The 23066-nt window shown below is 54.6% G+C and carries 18 protein-coding genes; 8 read left to right on the forward strand and 10 right to left on the reverse strand.

Annotation, left to right across the window (positions count from 1 at the left end):
* Positions 1-2: 2 nt before the first annotated feature.
* The 4 genes from pgm to ND528_RS20315 all read right to left on the reverse strand — a co-directional run bounded on the left by pgm (position 3) and on the right by ND528_RS20315 (position 6243).
* The gene (gene pgm / locus ND528_RS20300) at positions 3-1649 is read right to left on the reverse strand and encodes a phosphoglucomutase (alpha-D-glucose-1,6-bisphosphate-dependent) (protein ID WP_263471049.1); all 1647 of its coding nucleotides are present in this window, start codon (positions 1647-1649) and stop codon (positions 3-5) included.
* A 108-nt stretch (positions 1650-1757) separates the two neighbouring features.
* Positions 1758-3158, reverse strand: a complete 1401-nt coding sequence (locus ND528_RS20305; protein ID WP_263471050.1) for an aminotransferase-like domain-containing protein — start codon at positions 3156-3158, stop codon at positions 1758-1760.
* A gap of 49 nt (positions 3159-3207) precedes the next feature.
* Positions 3208-4674, reverse strand: a complete 1467-nt coding sequence (locus ND528_RS20310) for a hypothetical protein (protein WP_263471051.1) — start codon at positions 4672-4674, stop codon at positions 3208-3210.
* Positions 4675-5220: 546 nt separating this feature from the next.
* Positions 5221-6243, reverse strand: a complete 1023-nt coding sequence (locus ND528_RS20315; protein WP_064362651.1) for a zinc-dependent alcohol dehydrogenase family protein — start codon at positions 6241-6243, stop codon at positions 5221-5223.
* A gap of 270 nt (positions 6244-6513) precedes the next feature.
* On the opposite strand from ND528_RS20315, the gene ND528_RS20320 reads away from it, so the two are divergent.
* Together ND528_RS20320 and ND528_RS20325 are read left to right on the forward strand one after the other, a co-directional pair.
* The gene (locus ND528_RS20320; RefSeq protein ID WP_016774850.1) at positions 6514-7428 is read left to right on the forward strand and encodes a LysR family transcriptional regulator; all 915 of its coding nucleotides are present in this window, start codon (positions 6514-6516) and stop codon (positions 7426-7428) included.
* 153 nt (positions 7429-7581) lie between these two features.
* Entirely contained in the window at positions 7582-8847 is a 1266-nt protein-coding gene (locus ND528_RS20325) for a tyrosine-type recombinase/integrase (protein ID WP_263471052.1), read from the forward strand.
* Between the two features lie 623 nt (positions 8848-9470).
* Here ND528_RS20325 and ND528_RS20330 read toward each other — a convergent pair.
* From ND528_RS20330 to ND528_RS20345, 4 genes are all read right to left on the reverse strand, one after another.
* Positions 9471-9725: a hypothetical protein gene (locus ND528_RS20330; RefSeq protein WP_263471053.1), complete on the reverse strand. Its 255-nt coding sequence runs from the start codon at positions 9723-9725 to the stop codon at positions 9471-9473.
* Positions 9726-10131: 406 nt separating this feature from the next.
* Positions 10132-10365: an SOS response-associated peptidase gene (locus tag ND528_RS20335; RefSeq protein ID WP_263471054.1), complete on the reverse strand. Its 234-nt coding sequence runs from the start codon at positions 10363-10365 to the stop codon at positions 10132-10134.
* Positions 10366-11367: 1002 nt separating this feature from the next.
* Positions 11368-12996 carry a methyl-accepting chemotaxis protein gene (locus tag ND528_RS28720; RefSeq protein ID WP_263471055.1) on the reverse strand — a complete coding sequence of 543 codons (1629 nt, stop codon included), beginning with the start codon at positions 12994-12996 and terminating at the stop codon, positions 11368-11370.
* A gap of 156 nt (positions 12997-13152) precedes the next feature.
* Positions 13153-13611 (reverse strand): hypothetical protein, encoded by a 459-nt coding sequence (locus ND528_RS20345; RefSeq protein ID WP_263471056.1) that lies wholly within the window; start codon positions 13609-13611, stop codon positions 13153-13155.
* A gap of 300 nt (positions 13612-13911) precedes the next feature.
* Between ND528_RS20345 and ND528_RS20350 the strand changes: the two genes are divergently transcribed.
* Positions 13912-14874, forward strand: a complete 963-nt coding sequence (locus tag ND528_RS20350) for a GlxA family transcriptional regulator (protein ID WP_263471057.1) — start codon at positions 13912-13914, stop codon at positions 14872-14874.
* Positions 14875-15589: 715 nt separating this feature from the next.
* On the opposite strand, the gene ND528_RS20355 is transcribed toward ND528_RS20350, so the two are convergent.
* Together ND528_RS20355 and ND528_RS20360 are read right to left on the reverse strand one after the other, a co-directional pair.
* Complete coding sequence (locus ND528_RS20355) at positions 15590-16084, reverse strand: enoyl-CoA hydratase-related protein (RefSeq protein ID WP_408005047.1); 495 nt, start codon at positions 16082-16084, stop codon at positions 15590-15592.
* 539 nt (positions 16085-16623) lie between these two features.
* Positions 16624-17505 (reverse strand): DMT family transporter, encoded by an 882-nt coding sequence (locus tag ND528_RS20360; protein WP_263471059.1) that lies wholly within the window; start codon positions 17503-17505, stop codon positions 16624-16626.
* A 192-nt stretch (positions 17506-17697) separates the two neighbouring features.
* Here ND528_RS20360 and ND528_RS20365 point away from each other — a divergent pair, with 192 nt between their 5' ends.
* From ND528_RS20365 to ND528_RS20385, 5 genes are all read left to right on the forward strand, one after another.
* Positions 17698-18315, forward strand: a complete 618-nt coding sequence (locus ND528_RS20365) for a TetR/AcrR family transcriptional regulator (RefSeq protein WP_263471060.1) — start codon at positions 17698-17700, stop codon at positions 18313-18315.
* Positions 18316-18501: 186 nt separating this feature from the next.
* Positions 18502-19809, forward strand: coding sequence for a sulfite dehydrogenase (gene soxC / locus ND528_RS20370; protein ID WP_263471061.1), 1308 nt, complete (start codon positions 18502-18504; stop codon positions 19807-19809).
* Entirely contained in the window at positions 19796-20371 is a 576-nt protein-coding gene (locus ND528_RS20375; protein WP_027912464.1) for a c-type cytochrome, read from the forward strand. Before soxC ends, ND528_RS20375 begins: the two co-directional genes overlap by 14 nt.
* A 61-nt stretch (positions 20372-20432) precedes the next feature.
* Positions 20433-20822: a DUF2946 family protein gene (locus tag ND528_RS20380; RefSeq protein ID WP_263471062.1), complete on the forward strand. Its 390-nt coding sequence runs from the start codon at positions 20433-20435 to the stop codon at positions 20820-20822.
* A 72-nt stretch (positions 20823-20894) separates the two neighbouring features.
* Entirely contained in the window at positions 20895-23045 is a 2151-nt protein-coding gene (locus ND528_RS20385; RefSeq protein ID WP_263471063.1) for a TonB-dependent receptor, read from the forward strand.
* Positions 23046-23066: the final 21 nt, after the last annotated feature.

Here is a 23066-nt window from a genome sequence, read left to right on the forward strand (position 1 = left end):
CATTATTTGCTGGAAATGGCGCCATCCACCAAAGTTTGCGCTTCGGCCACCAGTTGTTTGAGGTGGTCGTCGCCGAGGAAGCTTTCGGCGTAGATCTTGTAGATATCCTCAGTGCCCGACGGACGCGCGGCGAACCAGCCGTTCTCGGTCATGACTTTCAGACCACCAATGGCCTGATCGTTGCCCGGTGCGTGGCTGAGGATGCTCTGGATCTTTTCGCCCGCCAGCTCGGTCGAGGTGACCTGCTCCGGCGCCAGCTTGCTCAGCAATGCCTTCTGCTCAGGGTTGGCCTTGGCATCGACGCGTACCGAGAACGGTTCGCCCAGTTCATCGGTCAGGGCGCGGTAGGCCTGGCTTGGATCGCGTCCGGTGCGCGCCGTCATTTCGGCGGCGAGCAAGGCTGGAATCAGGCCATCCTTGTCGGTGCTCCATACACCGCCATCCTTGCGCAGGAACGAAGCGCCAGCACTCTCTTCACCGCCAAAACCCAGCGAGCCATCAAACAGGCCATCGGCGAACCATTTGAAACCGACCGGCACTTCGTACAGGCGACGGCCCAGGCGCTTGGCCACGCGGTCGATCAAACCGCTGCTGACCACGGTTTTGCCGACAGCAGCATCAGCGCGCCATTGCGGACGGTTCTGGAACAGGTAGTCGATGGATACCGCCAGATAGTTGTTCGGCGCAAGCAAACCACCGGACGGCGTGACGATGCCGTGGCGGTCGTGGTCAGGATCGCAGGCAAACGCCACGTCGAAGCGCTCTTTCAGGCCGATCAGGCCCTGCATCGCGTGGCTGGACGACGGGTCCATACGGATTTGGCCGTCCCAATCGACGGTCATGAAACGGAACGTTGAATCGACCTGTTTATTCACCACTTCCAGGTCGAGACGGTAGTGTTCGGCGATGGCCGACCAGTAGCGCACCCCTGCTCCGCCCAACGGATCAACACCCAGACGCAGCTTGGCGTCGCGGATGGCATCGAAGTCGATGACGTTGACCAGGTCGGCGACATAAGTGTTCAAGTAATCGTGACGATGGGTCGTGCCGGCCTTGAGCGCTTGCTCGTAGCTGATGCGTTTGACCCCGGCCAGTTTGTTCGCCAGCAGCTCGTTGGCCTTGGCTTCGATCCACTTGGTGATGTGGGTATCGGCCGGGCCACCGTTGGTTGGGTTGTATTTGTAGCCACCGCTCTGTGGCGGGTTGTGCGACGGCGTGATGACGATACCGTCCGCCAGGCCGGAAGTACGGCCGCGGTTGTAGCAGAGGATGGCGTGGGAAACTGCCGGGGTCGGCGTGTACTCATCGCCTTCGGCGATCATCACAGTGACGCCGTTGGCGGCGAGGACTTCCAGCGCGCTAGCGCCGGCCGGGGTCGACAATGCATGGGTGTCGATGCCGACGAACAGCGGGCCGGTGATGCTCTGGGCTTCGCGATACAGGCAGATCGCCTGGCTGATGGCCAGAACGTGCCACTCGTTGAAACTCAAATCGAACGAACTGCCGCGGTGGCCGGACGTGCCGAACGCCACTCGCTGGGTAGAAATCGATGCATCAGGCTGGCCGGTGTAATAGGCCGTAACCAGTCGCGGGATATCGACCAACAGTTCTGCCGGTGCCGGTTTGCCCGCAAAAGGACTGAGTGTCATGCAAAAACCTCTGAAATCGGAGTGGTTCAGGAAATGCAGCGCAGTTTACTGGCAGTTTGACCACTGTGCGACGGGATGTATCCGAAACTCGCCCGATGTTTTTTAACGTTATTGACCGGGCGACAGGCGCAAGGCATCACCGAGCAAGCCGATGACACTCGGCAAGTCGCGCTCGCCGTGGTTCAACGCGCTTAAACGCAGATGATCCGAGTGCAACCCTTGCAGACTGAACAGCTCGCCGGGCGCCACGATGATCTGTTGCTTGAGCAGGCGGTGGAACACATTCGTCATGTCGACCGGCCGTAACGAACGCACCCACACCGTCGCCCCGCCCTGCGGCTCGATGACATGCAGGGCATCGCCCAGACGCTCGCGCATTACCTGGATCAACACCGCCCGCCGCTCGCCCAGCATTCGCCGCAACACGCATAAATGCTGATCAAGCCGCCCGCCATTCAACAGCCGGGCAATGGCCTTTTGGCGAATGGGTGACAATCGAAACGCGCGCAGCAGAAAATGGCGCTGCAACGCCTCGCGCCAGTGACGCGACAAGACAAAACCGAATGGCGCTTCAGCGCCGATGAATTTTTCGAAAGTGGAAAACACCAGCAGGCGATCAGGATCAAGCCAGGTTCGCAATCGCTGCGAATCGTTGCGCTCGTCAAGTTCGCTGTAGCAGTCGTTTTCCAGCACCCAGACGCCATGTTGATTGAGCAGTTGCGCGGTGGCCTGCTGATTTTCATGGGTGAGGCCGTTGCCTTGGGGCATGCTCAATACCGAAGACAACAGAATCAAACGCACCGGCTCGTTCTGCAACAGTGATTCCAGTGTCGACAGATCGAGCACGCCTTCGGCCAGCAATGACCACTCGATCACGCGTACGCCGGACGATTCGAGCAGGCGCAATATCACCCAGTCGCAAGGCGATTCGACGATCACGGTGGCCTGGCGCAATTCAAGGACCGAAATCAGGATCTCCAGGACCCCGCGCAGATCAGCTCCGATATAGATGTCATCGGCGTGCCAGAAATGCTCTGTGGAGCTGGTGTACCGAGCCGCCAGCGCAACCCGCAATTCCAGCTCACCGCAAGGTTGTACGAATGTCTGTAGCTGACGCGGGTATTGACGCAAAAGCTCACGCTCCAATGTCAGCAACGGACTGTCCAGCGGCTGCAGCGAGGCCGGTTCGTCGGCGCTCAACACACACATCCCGGGACGTCCGGCGTTGACGTATACGGTCTCCAGCAAATCATTGCCGTTGCCGGGCGCATCCAGATGGAACAGCGCTTGCGCGTAATACCCGGATTTCGCTATGGAATAGACCCGGCCCTCCTTCTCCAGAAGCGAATAGGCGTACTGCACTGTCGAGATGGATACATTCAGCCGATCAGCCAGCTGACGCAGCGATGGCAGGCGCACCGTGGTGCTCCCCCCTGCATCATCAATCAGCATTGTCAGATATCGATAAACGGCTTGGTAAACGAAGTCATTGTCCCGCGCGCCTTTCACAACCTTGTTCCTGTACACAGCGGTTCACAACCCACCTCCTGGCTCACGGTCAGCGTTCCGTCGACCGCTCGAATGGCGAGGCGGAACCCACCTCATCCGATCCCGCATTTTCCAAGGCGCATTCGGCGGGTGCTTGAATCTGTACGGGGCCCATCGCGTAGAGACGGATCACCAGCCTCACCGGCAAACCGCTGACTTCCGTCAGCCACTTCAACACTTGCTCTGGCGCGTGCAAGCCCTGCATGGCGCGGTGCAGGTCAGGCATGGCGACGAGCATGCCGGGATGACAGTTGCGCAGGAACCGCTCGAGGCCTTTGCCACTGTCGATGAATGGTGCGAACAACAGGCACGCCAACTGCGTTTCGTTCAATCCGAAACCATTGCTCAGGTAATCCTCGGCAAGCGTGCGCAGCTGCTCTGGTCCGCCGGCGTTGTCGTAGCTGGACAGCAAGTGCTCGCAGACGGGCTCGGCAACCTGCTTTCGCCGCATGTCAGCCAACGTGTGCCGGACGTAGTCGTCGATGCCCGCCTCATAGGCACGCCCTTCGATGAACCGGGCGTACAAACCTCGCACATGTGCCGAGATCAAAGGGTCAGCAAAAATCGCTTCGCCCTGGTACAGCGCCAGGTCGTCGGGTTCATAACCGAGAAATTCTCCCAGCAGAAGCCAACGATCTTCGATTTTGCCAACCATCATGTCGTTGATGTCGATAAAACTGGTACGTCGGCAGGCCTCGAACTCGCCTTCGGGGCGCCAGGCAATGCGGTCACCTTCCGGGAGCAGCTCGCCATAGAAATTGTCACCAAGCCCGTCGAGCAGAGGAAACAGCGCTTCGAATCCGGCATTGACGGTGCCTGGCCCCGCTATCGCCACACGCTGCATGGCGCGGTTCAGACCCTCGAGAAATTGCTGCTGACTGCCTTTGTTTTCAGTGCTGATCATGGCGTCGACACCATTGTTCCAACGGGCAATCTGGCTGTAGTACTCGGCCGTCGCCAGATAGGCGTCATCCCATAATTCAGGGGTTTCAAGCCAGGTGCGACAGTGCCCGACCAGCAGCAGATTGACGCGACTGGCCTCACGCCCCTCATCGCTGACAGGCGTGCGATGGTCGAACGGCAGCACCTCGCGGTTATCGACCATCAGCACTTCGACCCGCGGATCGTCATAAAGAAACAGAGCGCTGTAGCTGCGATGCAGGTTCTGCAGGGCGACCGGGCTGTCGCCATTCCAGCGAAGGGAGGCCACGCGCAGCTGGAAAGTCGCCGGGGCGCGGCCGGCAATGGTCAGTTGCGCCGCCCGAAGCAGGGCCAGGGTGTAACAGCTGTCACGCAGGCCGGACTGATGCACCAGCACCTTGAACTGCCCGATGTTTTCCATGCCGCCAGCGGCCACCACCAGGCGCTGTATCAGCAACTGCAATGCCGTGCGCTCGGCTCGGGAAAAGAAACTCAGCAGACGCTGCAATACTTGCTGATAGACATAATTCATTGCCTGATCATGGATCGTGCTCATCGGTATTTACCCGGTATCAAAAGTTTCATGCCGCGCAGACATGACAATGAGCGCGCGACAATTGGATCAATAAGTAATAGACGCTGAAATGCTAACACTTACAAAGTTGTAGTTATTTGAAACACTTGACCTGAAAAAATTCTCCCAGATGCCAAGCGTGGCGCTCAACCGCCCGTAATCATTGACCTTTTGCCATCCACAAATGATCTGAGGAAACTTCCCACAACGTCCCACGACAAATCATTACAAGAAAAGGAGAAGCAACTTCCGAAACGCCCTACAGCAATTAAACAGAAATTGACGAAGCCAGCCGAGCCAGCCATTTGATATTGCCTTGGACAAATTGAATGCACAGCCATAGCTCATTCCTTGAGATGAAAGTAATCATTCAATTATCAGTGCTTATAGTGTGATTAGAAGATACAGATGGGGAGCAAAAACCAGTTCAGTTGCTGAATTGGTCAACGCTTCGTGGCGGGCAGGATCGGTTTGGGACGGGAAAATAAACAAAAGAGTCCGTGGGGCCACGGACTCTGTTTAGCTGATTTACGCAGGTTCGACTTGCAGGGCGACCCGCTCGCGGCACGGGCATTCATCCATGTAGCGATGTGCTTCGACGAACTCGTTGAACGGGAATACACGAGTCTTTAGCGGCAGGAGCACGCGGTCAGCGGTCAACTGGTTGATGTCACGCAGAGCACGTTGCAGAGCGACGTGATCCTGGACAATGCCCAGCTCCGGCTTGCCGGTGAAGTTGCCGATGCAGTGCACGAAGAACTGGATGTTCTTCTGGAACGCTGCGCACGCCGGGAACGGAGTCTGATTGCCGCCCTGCAGGCCGTACAGAACCAGACTGCCGCGTGGCGCCAGCACATCGCCGAGCAACGACATCTGCGGACCGCCAAGACCATCGAATACCACATCGACGCCGCGGTTGTCGGTGATCTTGTTGATGCGCATCAACAGATCTTCCTCTTCGGTGACAATGACCTTCTCCGCACCAAGGGACAGCAGGTACTCGCGCTCCTCGGCCGACTTGGTCGCGGCGATCACTCGCACACCCAGCGCTTTACCAAGCTGGACAAACGACGGGCCGGCGCAGTGGCTGGCGTCAGTCACCAGCGCAAATTGACCGGGTTTGACCCGCGCCAGATCGGCATAGGCAAAGTAGGCGATCAGCAGCGGCGTGTAATGCACGCTCGCTTCGATCGGGCTGAGCACATCCGGGTAGCGGGTCAGCGCGGTACGCGGCAGAACGATCGACTCGCCGTACACCGGATAATCGTTCGGACTTTCAGCCGGAAAACTGGCTACCTTGTCGCCGACGGACAGGTCGTCGACATCAGCGCCCACCGCAGTGACCACGCCAGCCATTTCATGACCGAGACCCGAAGGCAGACGTGCCTGGGACGACGCCAGATTCTGGCGCCACAGGGTGTCGTACCAACTGATGCCGATTGCCTCGACACGCACCTGCACTTCGCCAGGACCTGGCTGAGCAGCCGCATGCTCTTCGCATTTGAGCACCTCGGCCGGACCAAACTTGTGAAAACGGATCGTGCGGGACATCGCAAACCTCGTCAAAGTAACCTCTAATGCCATGAACTCTATCTGGGCTTTGGACCCAAGACCATCAGTGGCTATTAATAGTCGACATGCCTGTCATTGATTCCGCATCAAGGGCGGCATTGGCAAATTCCATGAAAAAAGGCCTGCCACCGTCGCAGTAAAGCTGAATTTTCCGGTGCAGAGTACCAGCCTTTCCCCGTAAGATTCATGCCGGCCATTGTTCTCATATGGCCGCCCTCGTCAAGTTTGATGACTCTGCCAGGACTCCAGATGAATCGTAATGACCTGCGTCGTGTCGACCTGAACCTGCTGATCGTGTTCGAAACATTGATGCACGAACGCAGTGTGACCCGGGCCGCGGAAAAATTGTTCCTCGGCCAACCGGCTATCAGTGCCGCTTTATCGCGCCTGCGCAGCCTGTTTGACGATCCCTTGTTTGTCCGCACCGGCCGCAGCATGGAACCCTCCGCGCGCGCGGTGGAAATCTTCGCCCTGCTCTCGCCTGCCCTCGATTCGATCTCGACCGCCGTCAGTCGTGCCGCCGATTTCGATCCGGCGACCAGCACGTCGGTGTTCCGCATTGGATTATCCGACGACGTCGAATTCGCCCTGCTGCCGATGCTGCTCAAGCGCCTGCGCGCCGAAGCACCAGGCATCGTCCTCGTGGTGCGACGGGTCAACTACATATTGATGCCGGGCCTGCTGGCCTCCGGCGAGATTTCGATCGGCGTCAGCTACACCACCGACCTGCCGGCGAACGCCAAGCGCAAGGTCCTGCGCCGCAGCGCACCGAAGCTGCTGCGCGCCGACACAGTACCGGGGCCGTTGAGCCTCGACGACTACTGCGCCCGACCGCACGCACTGGTGTCGTTCGCAGGCGACCTCAGTGGTTTTGTCGATGAAGAACTGGAAAAGCTCGGACGCAAACGGCACGTGGTGCTGGCCGTGCCGCAGTTCAACGGATTGGGCACGTTGCTGGCAGGCACCGATATTGTCGCGACCGTGCCGGATTACACAGCTGAGGCACTGACGGCAGCTGGCGGTCTGCGTGCTGAAGACCCGCCACTGCCTACGCGGACCTTTGAATTGCATATGGCCTGGCGCGGGTCGCAGGACAACGACCCGGGGGAGCGGTGGTTACGGTCGCGGATTCAGATGTTCTTTGGGGATCCCGATAGCCTCTGATGGAGTTCCATTAAATTCCACAAAATCGTTTAATAACAATATGTTATTGGATAATTAAGTCCACTTCCGTCTGTCTAAATCCTCTGGATTCCAGAGCTTATGGGGGCATAATTGGGGGCAATTTTCGGTTCCTTAAAAAGGATGCCCCCACCGATGCCCCCAGATAATGCGGTTGTTTTCAGACGAAAACTCAGCGATGCCTTTATCCGCTCGCTGACCGAACCCGGCAAACACGCCGATGGCGAAGTCCCTGGGCTCTACTTGGAAGTAAGGGCGTCGAGCAAGGTCGGCAAACCCCCTTCCAAGGTTTGGCGATTGAAGTATCGCCTGCATGGCAAGGAAAACCGATTCTCCATCGGCGCTTACCCCGACGTTGGTCTCAAGGAGGCGCGCGACATCGCCCGCGGCGCACGCCGCGACGTGGCTAACCACATGGCTCCGCTCAAGGCCAAGACCGCCAAGATCGAGGCGCAATTGCTCAATGAAGAGCGCACCTTCGCGTACGTGGCCGAGCAATGGTTGGCATTCAAGTCTGCCGAATTGGTGACCAAATCCATCTCGGGATTTACCGGAGCGCTGAACAATCACATCTTGCCTGCCATTGGCAAAAAACCGATCAGCGAGATCAAGTTAGAGCACATCACTACGATCATCACTGAGTTGCGCCGCCGGCGCACCATGGCCATGGCCCGGCGCGTGCGTACCATCATCCGTGCCGTCCTGGGCTTTGCCGAAGGTCGCAGCTGGGTGGAGCGCAACGTGGCGCTCAGTAACATCGAGGAATTGAAGATTCGCCACATCGTGACCAGCAACCCGGCGATCGAAAGACCGTCCGACCTGGGCAGGTTTCTTCTACGACTTGATGACTGCAGTGACGGCAGCGTTGCCACCGCCATGCGCCTGCTGGTCATGTTGCCGGTCCGCCCAGGCGAACTGGTGCAAATGCGCTGGGAAGATGTCGACTTGGTGGGTGCCGATTGGCGTTATGTGGTGAGCAAGACCAAGCATCTGGACAAGAGCAAACACATCGTGCCGTTGCCTGATCAAGCCTTGGTTCTGTTACGCGAACTACATAAAACTCGCGTGGTGGATGAAGAAGGCAAAGGCTGGGTGTTCGTCTCTCCGGTCTATCCGGGACGTCCCATAAACCCGACCTCTATGCTCAAGTCCTTTCAGCGCATCTGGCCGGAGTACAACATTACGGCCCATGGCTTTCGTGCCACGTATCGGACTATTGCCCACGAGCATTTGGGTATAGATCCTATTGTGCTGGAACTGTCTTTATCCCACCGAATGCCTGGTGCACTCGGGGCAGTGTATGCGCGGGCTCAATTGCTGGCGCAACGCCGAGAGGCTGCCCAACAATGGGCGAACTACCTAGATCAATTGCGGCAAAACGCGGAGCGAGCGCGGGAGTAACGAAAGATCGATGACATTTGAAAATTAGCAGACTGGAGCGAGAAGAAAGACAGGCATCTAGCGATGCGTATCCACTTGAATCTAAGGATTTCCATATTTCCTGAAACAGCATGGATGTCACTCTGCAAGACCGCGCAGTAAAAAGATTTCAAGTATTCACGTACCTAGTGTGGCGCAGCGGACGGGATCATAACTCACCTTCCAAATCTTTGAAATTCTTAGCCTTTCATAGCATAAAGTTTCATTGATGGACTTAATTGTGTACTCAATTCCGATCACCGCAAATAGCTTCGCTGGGCTTTCCTCAGCGTCATGTGTCTTGTTTTGTCTGTACAGACGCCTAATGCAGCTTAACCATCAGGACATGGAGGATGGCCACAAACTCGTCGTAACGGTCCGGTCTGTATCAGCTAGCGGCGAGCCGCCGACAGATAGCGCTCCCCAAAACAGCACCACTGCAGGGGGTCGAAAGCAAAATAAAATACAAATACCGACTGTCAGTAGCAGCCCCACAGAGCAGTGGAGCAAATATCCAGGCTGGCACAGGCCTCGGTAACACGCAGACCTTCATACAGCAACATAATGGCTCATAGCTGCAACCTTTTGAGTGCTTTTCCCATTGCTCATGAAGCTTGTGGTGGACGGGCTGACTTGTCGCCATGGATTGCATCAGCCAGCAAGCCCATGCGCGCGATAGCCGCAACTCCCTTAACTCTTCGGACGACGCCGAAGTAGCCTTTGGGCGGCAAAATAAGATGGCGAGCATCCACACCATTTGTCTCTCGCTCGCGACCATACATTTCAACGTATGCAACCTCTTTCATCCGGTCTGCAAACTCTGCCATCTCGTGAAATTGATTGAGGGTCGCGGTGCTCACGGCGTTGACCAACTCAATCGAATTGGCGTCTAGCTCCTGAACAGCTTGCTACAGGTGAAGCGCCAGGTCTGACTTTTCAACATCACTCTCTGGTTGTGCCCCGGGCGATTTTTCCTTGTAGTGGCACAAGGCGCAGCCCTTTTAGTCCTTGGTCTGCAGTGTTTTTTTCAATGTCGGCCAGGTCTTGTGCAAATGCCTGATCAGGCGGGCTCGGTTTCTTTTTCCACGGCTTGGTTTCGGGTTCCGGCTCTGCCGCATAAGCATCACCGCGTCGGGGGGTTCCTTGCAAGTGCTGCTCAAACTGCTCTTGTAGCCGTTGTAGCAGTTCGTCTTTGGTCGTTCAAGCATTCTCGTTTTCGTCAGTTCGGGTTAACGTAGGCCGTTACGTAGCCTTACATGGTGACCGTCAGTCGGGCCGGTACTGACGCTTGAACTCCATGTTATCGCTGGCCCAGACTTTCAACCAATCGGCATACAGCTCCTTAGGCAGGATAACCACCATGCGCTTTTCATCTTCGGGTTTACGGTAGTTGCGCATGAAAGGATGGTCATCGGCATTGAACGTGAGCATCGTGAAACTGCGCAGGATCCTGTCAGTACAAGGTTCGTGCCATTTCTCCCACAGACCGGCGACTCCCATCAATCCCCCATCCGACCGAACTATACGCGTGGGATTCGGTTTCCCGCTCGCCAGTCAGGTTCGTAGATGGCTACAGCTGGAATAATATAGAGGCGGGCCGGACGCTAGGCGGTGCGACGATGCGGCTTCACACTGGAATCTCTGATTGGCAATTGTACGTGCTCCGGGCGATTTTTGTGTCTCTGCTCCAGAACTGGACCAGGCCGAGCGAACCTGCCTGTACTTCATTCAGCGCTGGCAACTCTGCCTCGAGGTCGATGTGTTCCGCGCTGCGGGTGAATAGCCCGACGTAGCCTGGCCATAGATTCAGCTTGCCATGTTCATAAGGTTCAACGCAGAAGGTGTCAGACTCAATGCGGGTGCCTTCCGAAGGATAGCTCTCACTCTCTAAAATCCTACCGCATGGATAACATGGCCCGCCTATGATGGGACACATAGCGAGAATGTAGGCGATCGTCCTAAAATCTTGACAAACCGGAAATGACTTTTCTGCCCTAATATACAGTCAGGTTTAGCTGCAGGTTTTCCATGGCGTTGGTTGTTGGGGAGAAGCGCTAATTTGTATCAATAACAAATGGCTGATTACCGTTGATGTGAGTCGGCATTTATTGCAGTTCGGACGTTTGCAGATAACATTCAGCGTCCAACTCAATGATTAGGTAGTGGTCAGCTCCTGTAGCAGGTCGCGCAGCTTATGAGCAGTGTCCACTCGGTGATGAGCGACATGAAAACTGCGAGCCATGGCGGCGAAGTCCGGAGCCAAGATGTCCACACCTAATGGCACGATTGCCCGCGCTTGCATGTAATCGCTTGATCAGCCACCATCTCAGCGCGCTGTGCAAGTTCGCGAGTTGATACCATGCTTGCCATCGCGTCGCGCATCTCAGAGAGATTTCTTCCGATCATAAGCAACTCAGGCCTTGTTTTTCGCCGGTAACCGACATGTACGCTGGTGTCGCATAAACTAAATAAAAACCCTGAAACCTGTTGTTAGTGTACGCCTCAAACCTTGAATTTTTGCACGAGAGCATTCAGGTTGACTGCGAGTCGGCTTAGCTCATTGCTCGCTGTTATCGTTTGACCGGCCCCCTCACTACTTTGAATGGCCAGAGTCCGAATACTTATCAAACTTCTGTCGACATCTCTCGCTACGTGTGCCTGCTCTTCTGACGCCACAGCGATTTGAAGATTACGCTCATTAATTTGAAGCACAGATTCAGTAATTTTCCGCAGAGAATGGCCCGCGCCCTCAGCAGTTCTTTTGGTATTGTAGACTTCTTCAGTACTTTTCTGGATGGACTCTACCGTAGTGGCAGATCCATTTTGGATGGCTGTTATCATTTTTTCAATTTCAAGAGTAGAAATCTGAGTACGATGTGCCAACGCTCTTACTTCGTCAGCTACAACAGCAAACCCCCTACCCTGCTCGCCCGCACGCGCTGCCTCTATCGCTGCATTCAAAGCAAGAAGGTTAGTTTGCTCTGCGATGCTTCGGATCACTCCCACAACCTGACTAATATCTTCAGCCTGGCCTGCTAACTTAACTACTTGGGAAGACGAGCTTTCCACGAGTTCTATCAGAGTTTCAACGGCGCTCAGCGTCTCAGAGACTCGTAGATTGCCGAGCTTGGCCGACTCACTTGAATCCTGAGCCGCTTCGGATGTTGACGTTGCATTACGTGCAACCTCTTCTACCGCAGATGTCATCTCTGTAACGGCCGTAGCAGCCTGCTCGATTTCACTATTTTGCTGTTGAAGCAGTCGATCCGCTGCCTCTGTAATCGAGGTCATTTCGACGGCAGCTGAACTGAGTTGCATAGATGCCTCTGATATTTCGAGCACTGTTCCTTGAAGATTACTGGACATCAAGTTAAGCGCAATCATCAATCTGGATACTTCATCTGATCCCGAAACCTCCAAGCGGCGCGTAAGATCCCCTGAAGCAATTTCTTCCGCTAACCTAAGTGAATCCCCAATCGGCTTGACGATACTGCGCGTCAGAGCGATGGCTAATATTATTGTAAGCAAAAGAGCGATGATGATGACAATAGTAAGTACATTAGTACTTTTTTCGTAAACCATCCCAGCCTCATCACCCAAGGATTTTGCTTGCTCTGCATTGAACTGCCTTATAACGTTGAGCTTATCCTGAAAAAAGCTTGCATTATCAGCTTGAGTAGAATTTGCAAATGCCAGCGCACGCTCATGTTCAGATGAGTCTAGCTTTGTCAATTCCGCAAGCCCCGCGATGTAAACTTTCATCGCTCGGTCTGCGGCCTCGAATTGCTCTCGGTCTTGATCTCCGGCAATCAGGTTTTTTTTATAATATTCGCTGCGAGCTTCCAAAGTTTGCACAGCGTGCCGGACTTTCGCTTCAGCAGCCTGCTTGCCATCCACGTTTGTTGAATTGGCGAGCATTCTGATACTTTCCAAGCGAGCATTGAGCAAAGAGATTTGGATGTCGTCGATAGTCTGCGTGCTAGGTAGCGCGTTATCTGCTAACTGCTTTCCCGCAGCCCTAAGATGGGATAATTGAAAATATGAGAAAACCCCCAAACATATCAGTACGGCGGTAATGATTCCGAAACACAGGGCGGCTTTCTTGGGGATACTTAAATTCTTGAGATGCATAGCGACTCCGATAGTCGTTTTTCGTCATGAGTCAAGCAGATATGACTCGATGGCCTGTTCTAAAAAGGAAGATCGTTTTCACCAGAGGGAGTACGACTGTTTAGCAGGCGTCTTTATCGCTCAACACGAAGCAATTGGTTCAGCCAGGTGAATTTATTACTTGATGTCTACGAGGTTAATCTCTGCATTAAATAATTCATCATCGAGCTTCTTCAACGTGCGAATGCTTTTTATAAGAACTTTTTTGTACTCGCGAAATGCATCGTAAAGAGGGTCATCTAAACGTTCTGAAACATCCATTTCAGAATTTGAAGATAAAGAATTCAGGTAAATTAAGCTCTCACTAATGCTGCGTTTAATAGTAGTTTTCAATGCTTCCAAAGAGAAATTCAGCTTCTTTAACTCTCTTGCAAGCATGAAAGAAGGCAAATATGTAGTTTTATCGAAATCACTAATTTTGCAACGTACAGCTCTTTCCACCTCGATATTGGCCAGCCGAAAAGTTCGCTCTATTGCACGTACGGAAATTACGATCCCTCCCACATCTTCGACCATCTTTATCGTGAGCTCTTCGCACTTTTTTGTCGCTTCAACGTACTCATATAGTTTCAGCATAATAGCAACCGACACAGCCGTAATTTAATTATGGAATTTTGTAATTTTTGTATTCATTTACCATTGAGTAAATCCAAGTTAAACCAAACCACTCGAAACTTGAAAATCACCCTAGGATGCATACACAACTCAATCAGCGCCTTTTTTATTTATCACACTTGACCTGCTGATTGTTTAGGAGTGGAAATTTTCAGACAGTGACATTGTGCCACTATCTCATCCCAATTAAATGACAATAAATTGACGAATCACGCCAAAAAGAAGTATACCCTTACCAGACTAATAAATGGAGGAGCTCATATGATGGCTAAAACGATTCAGTTCATCACCTTCTCGCAGGCAAACTTAATCGACTTTGCAGGTCCCTTGGAGGTATTCTTAACAGCTAATTTTTACTCTGACCCGAAAGCGCAACCATATAAGTTATCGATAACTTCGCTTGATGATACCGCGACGCTCGCCGATAACGCTGATCTTCACACCATACCTTTAGAACGAAGCTCGCCTGCTCCTCATACATTAATAGTACCAGGAGGGCCTGGCATCCATAGCTTTTGCAGAAACCCCCGGTTCAATACCATATTTAAAGCGCATGCTGAAAAAGCTATAAGGTTAGTTTCCGTTTGTACGGGAGTATTCGCCTTAGCCGCAACTGGGCAACTAAAAGGTCGCGAAGCCACGACTCACTGGTCCGCTTATGCTGAATTCGAACAATCTTTTCCAGATGTATTACTCAAAAGAGGCCCCATTTTTGTTAACGATGGACATATATGGACTTCCGCAGGAGTTACCTCCGGTATTGATCTTGCGTTAGCGCTGGTCGAAATAGACCTAGGGCATGCCATTGCATTGAAAGTAGCGAAACACTTGGTTGTTTTTCTAAAACGGCCAGGCGATCAAAACCAGTTCAGCACTAGCTTAGATATGCAAACAAAAAGCGGCAATTTTTCGGACCTTCATGCTTGGGTTCAGGCAAATTTAGTAAGTGATTTATCCATCAAAGCATTAGCGACGCGAATGCACATGACTGAACGAACTTTTATAAGAAGATACAGAGAGAGTACAGGGATAACGCCGAGAAAGATGGTTGAACAGTTCAGGATCGATGCAGCTCGTAGCTTTCTCATCAATACAAGCCGTCCCCTAAAAGAAATAGCATACATTACAGGACTTGGCCATGAAGCCACTTTAATTAGGAAATTTTCAAGTTTTTTTGGCGTAACACCCAATGAGTATCGCGGGAGGTTCAAATCAAGCTTTTGATGTTGCGATAACAGCATAGTGAATACTCGTCATGCAAATTATGAGGCGAATAATGTATCGACAGACTTTATATGAAGGGCCTTAGCGGCCAATTTCAATGAGGTTGTAGGTATTGCGGTCGTTGCGGCTGGCGGCAAGGCCGCCTACCCGCAACATCTTGGATGTCGGCAGCGAACTCAGAGTAGTTTTTGCCTCCATCAGCGCTCGAAGGAATGGATGCTCACCCCGAAAGTAGTGCGCAGTCTATTTTCCAAGATATCGAGGCCTAGGGGACAGTTGCCCGGGCTCTTTTGCGGTTAGCGCTGAATTGAGCAGTATTTAATTTGTGCATTTTTGTTATAATGTAACAACTATAATAAGATTGGCGGGTAGCGTTGTGTTGCTTAAATCAAGCTTGCCAGCATGGAATATGCGCTGTTGCTCTTGCCAAGCGAGTCAATAATGTGGAGCGAAGCTTGGCTAACCCCAAGCTTCTCGTGATATTCCGCTATGGCATTACAGCAGCCGTCCGCGCGGATGCGGTCTTTGTGCTCAAGATATTCATCGCATGCTTAGCATGGGCGACGACAATGTGCTCGGCATCATCCAGTGCAGCAGCAATCATCCGGTGAGGGGAGGCATACCGCTCACGACCTCGTAGCCATGAAAAACGACGATCGACTGCTGGGTGTGCAATTGAATATTTCAAGCATGGCGACTTGAAAGCACGCAAATGCTAATGGTTGTTAATCAAGTGTTTGTCCAAGAACGCTGCAATACCTTCAATAGCATCCTCCTCCAGCGCATTGCAGGACATGACGTTCGCCGCATACGAGTAGGCATCCTCAAGACGCATAACCTGTTGGCGATAAAACATGGGTTTACCATATCTAATCGCCGCAGCACTCTTGGAAATTATCGCAGCTGTCAAAGTCTCTACAGCCATATCAAGCTCTTCGTTTTGGACGGATTGGTTTCTCAAGCCCCATTCTACCGCGGTATCAGCGTCGATAAATTCCCCAGTCAACAACATTTCAAAGGCTCGCTTAACGACCACGCTTCGGATCAGCGCAACAGACGGCGTAAAGCAAAAGAGTCCACGATTTATACCCAGGATAGTGAAGCGGGCATTCATCGCAGCTACTGCCAAGTCACAGCTAGCTACAAGCTGACAGCCTGCTGCAGTCGCTACTCTTTTACCCGGGCAACCACTGGAACGGGCAGCGATCAATTTTTCAACATGACCTCACTGCGTAGATTGAACAAACGCTTATAAAAGGCAATATCTTGTTTTTTTTCCGCATTTCGCGCAAGTCGTGGCCCGCACAACATACATGTCCTTTAACTGCCAAGATGGCACAACGAACACTGGAATCATAGGCAACTAAATTAAGCTTATCATTCAATACGTTAATCATGTCTTCCGACAACAAATTTTACTGTTGTGCCAGATTTAGCCATAAGTTCACAACGTCATTTTGACGCTTCCACAAAACGACATCATTTAAATCTTTCATCACCTTCTAAATCTGACAGGCGCACAGCACCTGCGCATCGAGCTACAAACTAAGGATTAATATCCAGTGGCACTCCTTCGTAGAGTTTACTATAAGAAATACTACTGAGTAATTGCGAGTACAGGAGTATAGCTTCTCATGGGAGTTCCGCGTTAAAGCAGTCCTATGGGTCTACCTAATCAGCCGATGCTCCCTCTTCGTCAACATCAGTAATTCATATGAAACAGGCACCTTACACCCAAGGGGCTCTGAATTACGCACGCTGCTTGCTGCCCAGCACCAACGCAACGCCCCCCAACACACCTACGGACGCCAACACCATCCTTAAGCTCAGGCTTTCATCAAGCAAAACGATGCCTGCCAGCGAAGCTAGAATCGGCACGCTTAACTGCACCGTTGCCGCTTGAAACGCTGCAAGATCACGCACGGCGATATACCAGACCGCGTAACCGACGCCTGACGCCAGCGCCCCGGAAAGAAGGGCGTAAAGCATCCCCAGCGAATCCCAGTGCAGCCCTGACAGAAACGGCAAGCTAGCAATCAGGACCAAGGGGATGGAGCGGATGAAATTGCCGGCAGTAGTCACCAGAGGGTCGACGCCCCCTTTGCCAAACAGTGAGTAAATTCCCCACGCCAGTCCCGATAGCAACATCGTGAGCGCACTAAGGGCATCGGGGGATGCCGCGCCTGGCAGCAACAGGCTGAGCAAGCCAGCAAGCGCTAACACAAATCCAACGATTGCCCGCTTGCGCATCCGCTCACCTTTGAACATGCCGTACAGAACCATGCTCAGCTGAACCGCGCCAAACAGCAGCAATGCCCCCGTCCCGGTCTCCAAATGACGGTACGCGAAGGAAAAGGCGAAGACGTAAACGAACAAGGCTGCGGCCCCCTGCCAACTGCCTTTGCCTATGGTTGAGGTCCGCCTCAAGGCACACAAGAACCATAACACCAAGGCCCCGCTGGCCAGCCGGACCACGCTGAAACTCGCAGCATCAATGTCGGTGTGCTTAAGCGCCAGGCGGCACAGCAAGGAGTTCGCGGCAAAGGCGAGCATGGCGAAACAGATCATCGCAATCAATCTTGCCGCGGCTGACGAGCTGGACGCCTTCGTTACGGGGTTGCTTATTGTCATGGTCGATCCCAATGCCTAGGCAGGCTCTCAGAACTCTTGACGCCACCGCGCCCTTAAAAACACGTTAAACGCCTCTGTACCGATCGGTCAATATAACTATCTTCCTGTAACCATGGGATAGGCTTCTCCCGTCTGTATCCTTCATCGCGCACGCATGGGTATGATTGGCGCTCAACCGGTTGGAATTGACCCATGGGAAAAAAGAACGCCGTCGTCGCTGTCGAACCTGCTGAAACAAGCACTAAGGAGCGGATACTGAAGATCGCTGCGCAGCTGTTTTCGACGCGCGGGTTTCACGCGACCGGCATGGCTGAGTTGGAGAAAGCCACTGGCCTGGCTCGCGGCGCGCTGTATTACCACATCGGCAGCAAGGAAGAATTGCTGTTCGAAATCACCAGCCGGTATCTGCGGGTACTCATCGCAGAAGGCACGCCTCTGTGCGAGAGCGATTTGGCTGCGGAAGATAAATTTCGCCAGTTCTCGGCCATCGTGATGCGCACGATTGTCACCCACCTGGCCGAAATGACGGTGTGTTTCCGGGAAGTGTATTCGGTCATTGGCGAGCGCCAGACCGAGTTGCTCGACCTGCACCGACAGTATGAAAAGCTCTGGTCGCACATCCTCAAGGCTGGCGTGAGCGAGGGGACCTTCCGCACATCGGACTTGTTGGCCGTGAAGGCTATCCTTGGTATTCATCACTACAGCTACTTGTGGATCAAACCCGGAGGCCCACGCTCGCCGGAATCCATCGCGACGTTTTTCTGCGACACCCTCCTGCCCGGACTGAAGGTTGAGCCACGCCTGGCTTGACTGTCATCAGCGGCGCTTCAAATGCGCCGCCTCCCTCGACCTCCTCCTCATTCACCTCCCATCACCGATGATTGTCCTTGCGACTGGACCACGCGCGTTTTTCGTTCTAGGCTGACTACAGACCGACCGATCAGTCTACAGGCTTGCCGTTGGGTCCATCCCGACAAAGAACCAGAGGGAACAACAATGACAAAAAAATCCATGGTCCCCGCCCAGCAAGACCCGTCTCAAACAGCTTTGGCTCGCCGGGATTTCTTGATTAAAAGCGGGGCCGTTATCGGTACTGCTGCCTATGCGCTGGGTAATAGCGATCTGGTCAACGCAGAGACGACCAACATCGCCCCGATTGATCCGAGCCAGCCTCTTGAAGTTCCGCAATGGACCCGCAGTCTTGGCGCCCCGACGGCAAGCCCTTATGGCAAACCTTCAACGTTCGAAACCAAAGCCGTCAGGAATCTGTATCCCGGCCTGAAGGACACGATGTCCGCCTACAGCACCTCGCCACTTCAGGAGCTGGACGGCATCATTACCCCGAACGGCCTGTTCTATGAGCGTCATCACGCGGGCGTCCCACAAATCGATCCGGCACAACATCGGTTGGTAATTCACGGCCTCACCGAAAACGCCTTGATCTTTACCGTGGACGAGATACGCCAGTTCCCCGCCGTGTCACGAGTGCACTTCATGGAGTGTTCGGGCAACCCATCGTTTCTACCTCCGTGGGGCAAAACGGCCGCCGAAGTCAGTGGCCTGGTCAGCTGTGCTGAGTGGACTGGCGTTACCTTGAAGACACTGCTGGATGAAACCGGGCTCAAACCGCAAGCCAAGTGGATCATTGCCGAAGGTGCGGACGGCGCGGCAATGACGCGCAGCATTCCCATCGAGAAATGCCTGGGCGATGTGATGGTGGTCTACAGCCAGAACGGCGAGCGTCTAAGGCCGGAACAGGGCTACCCGCTGCGCCTGTTTGTTCCCGGCTACGAGGGCAACACCCACATCAAATGGCTGCGCCGACTGCACGTCACCGATGCGCCCGCCTACAGCCGGGAAGAAACCGCCAAATACACCGACTTAATGGCCGACGGTAAAGCTCGGAAGTTTTCCTTTGTCATGGAATGCAAATCACTGGTGACCTACCCTTCCGGTACCCAGAAACTGACACGCAAGGGCCTGCATGAGATGCGTGGCATCGCCTGGAGCGGCCACGGCAAAATCACCCGTGTCGATGTCTCCGTCGATGGCGGCAATACCTGGACGCAAGCCAGGTTACAGGAGCCCATTCTGACCAAGGCGCTGACCGCCTTCAGGGCGCCTTTCGAATGGAACGGCCAAGAGTTGATGATCATGAGCCGCGCCATCGACGAGACCGGCTATGTACAGCCGATGCTGGAACAGCTGATCGATGAACGCGGCAAGGTCTCTTTCTACCACAACAACTCGGTGCAACCGTGGCGCGTGTCCAGCAGTGGGGAGGTGACCAATGGACGGGCTTAAAGGTGGTTCGTTTTTCATCGGCTTGCTGTGCGCCTTTGCGCTGACCCACGCCTCGGCACAATCCCAATACGGTTTGGGCACCAAGGCTACCGAAGCGCAGATCGCCAGTTGGAACATCGACGTGGCGCCCGACGGCAAGGCTTTGCCTCCAGGGCGCGCAACGGTGGCGGACGGGGAAAAGGTCTACATGAACAGTTGCGTCAGCTGTCATGGGGTGAAACTCGAGGGCGGCGTCGGTCCTGCGTTGGCGGGCGGCGAAGGAACCCTGACTACTGACAAACCGCTCAAGACAGTCGGCAGCTATTGGCCCTATGCAACGACGCTTTTCGACTACATCCGCAGAGCCATGCCCTTCCAGGCGCCACAGTCATTGTCCAACGAACAAGTCTATGCAGTGACCGGCTACATCCTGCACATGAACAAGCTGCTGGACGCCAACGCGACCGTGGAAGCATCGACCTTGGTGGATGTAAAGATGCCGAATCGAGACGGTTTTTATACCGACGACAGACCGGACAGCAAGGCTGTTGCCTGTATGTCGAACTGTTTAAAAGCTCACTGACGGATCAAAAAATGTAAAATCCGCTCGCCGATAAACCGTTCCTTCTCAACGAGCTTTGCTGATGAAGCTGGCCAGCCGCGAAAAATCGATGATTGCCTGGGTGCTGTACTTCAGCATCCTGTTCGGTTCGTTGCTGTGCGCGATGGGCCATGGACAAATGGCCGGCTTGCGATTGAGCGGTTTGGACGGCGGACTGTTTTGCTCTACTGACGGCGGGGCAATATTCGAGGGCCTGCAGGATGTGCCCGCCCCTTCGCTGCCCGTCGTCGCTGATTGCGTCATTGCGAGCCTGTTCGGTGCGATCATGCTGGCGGCGTTTTTCGGGCTGCTCGCCCTGCTTGCCGGCGAGCCAGCCAAGCCCTTGCCCGCACAACCGACCCGTTGCCTACCCAGGCAGCGATGGCCGCTGATCAATCCTCGCGCCTCCCCCGCCCTGCTTCCCGCGCTCTGACATCTTCACCACCCGCCGCTGCATCAAGCGCGGCGGGGTGTGTGCTCATCGAATTAAGCCAGGAAGCTCTTCATGTTTCGCTTGACCACTTTAGCGCTGCTCGCGGGCAGCACCTGCGCATGGGCGCAAGACACTGCCCTGAACTTACCCACCAGTTACATCAATGCCTCGGCCGACCAGCCGAAACCGGCCACCCGCCTGGACCTGGATACCCCCATCGAAAGCGGCTCGCGCCTGAATCTCAGTGCCCGGGAAAATCCCGCCTCTGTAAGCGTGGCCGATCGCAAGACGATAGAACGTATCGGCGCACGCAACTTTCAAGACGCGGCGAACGCTCTGCCTGGGGTTAACGCTTCTGCGCCACCCGGCTGGGGCGGCTATGTATCGTACCGCGGCTTCAACGGCGCCCAGATCAGCCAGTTGTTCAACGGCATCAATCTGCAATACGGCGGCGCAGCACGTCCGGTCGGCGCCTGGATTTATGACCGGGTGGAATTGCTCGGCGGCCCGTCCTCGTTCCTCAACGGCAGCGGTGCCGTGGGTGGCAGCCTGAACGTGATCACCAAGCTTGCCAACCGCGAGGAAGATACCTTCGAAGGCCGGATGAGCTACGGTCGCTACGACACCTGGGAAACCGCGGTCGGCTTCAATAAAGCGCTCAACAGCGGCGATGGCCCGCGCCACTATGCGCGCCTCGACTACAGCCGCACCAGCAGCAACGGCTACATAGATCGCCAGGAGAACGGTGCGGGCAACTTGGCCTTCTCGCTGCTCAGCGACATCAACGACCGACTCTCCCATACGCTGGCGATCGAATACCTGGAAGAGAAGGAAGACAGTCCCTACTGGGGCACGCCGGTACTGCAACCGCTGACCGGCAAGCTGCAGATCGACAAGCACAACCGCTTCAACAACTACAACGTCGAGGACGGTCGCTACGAGCAGCGCACCCGCTGGATACGCTCGATCACGGACTACCAGTTGGACGACAATACCCAGTTGCGCAATACCTTCTACCACTACGATGGCCAGCGCGATTACCGCAACCTTGAGGTCTACCGCTACAACAGCGACAACAGCGCCATCGCCCGCTCCGGCGGTTACCGCCAGCGGCACGACCAGGAGGTCAACGGTGACCGCTTCGAGCTGACTCACCAGGCTCAACTGTTCGGCCTGGCCAGCGATTGGGCGCTGGGCGTGGATTACAACACCAACCAGCAAACCAATTACCCGTTGTCCAAAGGCGCCTTCGACACCATCGATCCAGATGGCTTCGAGCCGGGCCACTTCCTGGACATTCCGGGGATGGATGCACCGCGCAGTAAAGGTCGCAGCACTTGGACTGATACTTCTTCGGCGTTCGTCGAGAACCGCACGCGCCTGACCGAGCAACTGGCACTGATCACTGCGCTGCGCTATGACCATATCGATTTCGAGGTAGTCGATCATGCGGCGCAGGCCAGGCTCGACAAGCGTTGGGATGCAATCACGGGACGCCTGGGCCTGGTGTACGACCTGACGTCGAATGTCAGCCTTTATACCCAATACAGTACCTCGGCCGAGCCGCCGGGAGGGACGCTTACCGGCGCCTCCATTGCCCAGGTGAGCGACTTCGACTTGAGCACCGGTCGCCAATTCGAGGTGGGCAGCAAGTTCGATTTTCTCGACGGTCGCGGCTCGGCCACCGCCGCGGCCTACCGCATCGTGCGCAAGAACATCTCCGTCCCCTCCTCGACGGTGCGCAACACCACCGAACAAGCGGGTCAACAAACCTCCACCGGCATAGAGCTGGCCGCTTCATTCAAGGTCACGCCCAAGCTATTGGCGGCCGGTAACTTCAGTTGGGTAAGGGCTGAGTACGACGAGTTCAATGAAACCATCGCCGGTGTTGTGTTCTCGCGCAAAGGCAAGAATCCGGTGAATATTCCCGACCGCGTAGCCAATCTCTGGCTGACCTATGACGTGGCTCCTGACTGGCAGCTCGGGGCTGACGTGCGCTATGTGTCGTCGGTCTACGCCAACACCGCCAATACGACCTGGGTGCCCTCGTACACTGTCTATGGTTTGTCCATGACCCACGATCTGGACAAACACGTACAGGTCAGCGCGCGCCTGCGCAACCTGACCGACGAGGTCTATGCCCGTTTCATCCACCAGAGCAACACCCAGTATTACGTGGGCGAGCCGCGCAGTCTGGAAATCGCTGTGCAGTGGAAGTACTGACGACCCCGAACGGAATGCAGC

The organism is Pseudomonas mercuritolerans, from assembly GCF_025706525.1.
In the GTDB taxonomy this organism is placed as follows: domain Bacteria; phylum Pseudomonadota; class Gammaproteobacteria; order Pseudomonadales; family Pseudomonadaceae; genus Aquipseudomonas; species Aquipseudomonas mercuritolerans.

What these genes read in the sequence shown, in the direction of transcription:
- ND528_RS20335 (WP_263471054.1), bottom strand. Translation starts at nt 10,365, where the DNA reads ATGGGAGTCGCCGGTCTGTGGGAGAAATGGCACGAACCTTGTACTGAC.
- ND528_RS20345 (WP_263471056.1), bottom strand. Translation starts at nt 13,611, where the DNA reads ATGCTGAAACTATATGAGTACGTTGAAGCGACAAAAAAGTGCGAAGAG.
- pgm (WP_263471049.1), bottom strand. Translation starts at nt 1,649, where the DNA reads ATGACACTCAGTCCTTTTGCGGGCAAACCGGCACCGGCAGAACTGTTG.
- ND528_RS28720 (WP_263471055.1), bottom strand. Translation starts at nt 12,996, where the DNA reads ATGCATCTCAAGAATTTAAGTATCCCCAAGAAAGCCGCCCTGTGTTTC.
- ND528_RS20385 (WP_263471063.1), top strand. Translation starts at nt 20,895, where the DNA reads ATGTTTCGCTTGACCACTTTAGCGCTGCTCGCGGGCAGCACCTGCGCA.
- ND528_RS20375 (WP_027912464.1), top strand. Translation starts at nt 19,796, where the DNA reads ATGGACGGGCTTAAAGGTGGTTCGTTTTTCATCGGCTTGCTGTGCGCC.
- ND528_RS20315 (WP_064362651.1), bottom strand. Translation starts at nt 6,243, where the DNA reads ATGTCCCGCACGATCCGTTTTCACAAGTTTGGTCCGGCCGAGGTGCTC.
- soxC (WP_263471061.1), top strand. Translation starts at nt 18,502, where the DNA reads ATGACAAAAAAATCCATGGTCCCCGCCCAGCAAGACCCGTCTCAAACA.
- ND528_RS20310 (WP_263471051.1), bottom strand. Translation starts at nt 4,674, where the DNA reads ATGAGCACGATCCATGATCAGGCAATGAATTATGTCTATCAGCAAGTA.
- ND528_RS20360 (WP_263471059.1), bottom strand. Translation starts at nt 17,505, where the DNA reads ATGACAATAAGCAACCCCGTAACGAAGGCGTCCAGCTCGTCAGCCGCG.
- ND528_RS20325 (WP_263471052.1), top strand. Translation starts at nt 7,582, where the DNA reads ATGCCCCCAGATAATGCGGTTGTTTTCAGACGAAAACTCAGCGATGCC.
- ND528_RS20380 (WP_263471062.1), top strand. Translation starts at nt 20,433, where the DNA reads ATGAAGCTGGCCAGCCGCGAAAAATCGATGATTGCCTGGGTGCTGTAC.
- ND528_RS20320 (WP_016774850.1), top strand. Translation starts at nt 6,514, where the DNA reads ATGAATCGTAATGACCTGCGTCGTGTCGACCTGAACCTGCTGATCGTG.
- ND528_RS20350 (WP_263471057.1), top strand. Translation starts at nt 13,912, where the DNA reads ATGATGGCTAAAACGATTCAGTTCATCACCTTCTCGCAGGCAAACTTA.
- ND528_RS20365 (WP_263471060.1), top strand. Translation starts at nt 17,698, where the DNA reads ATGGGAAAAAAGAACGCCGTCGTCGCTGTCGAACCTGCTGAAACAAGC.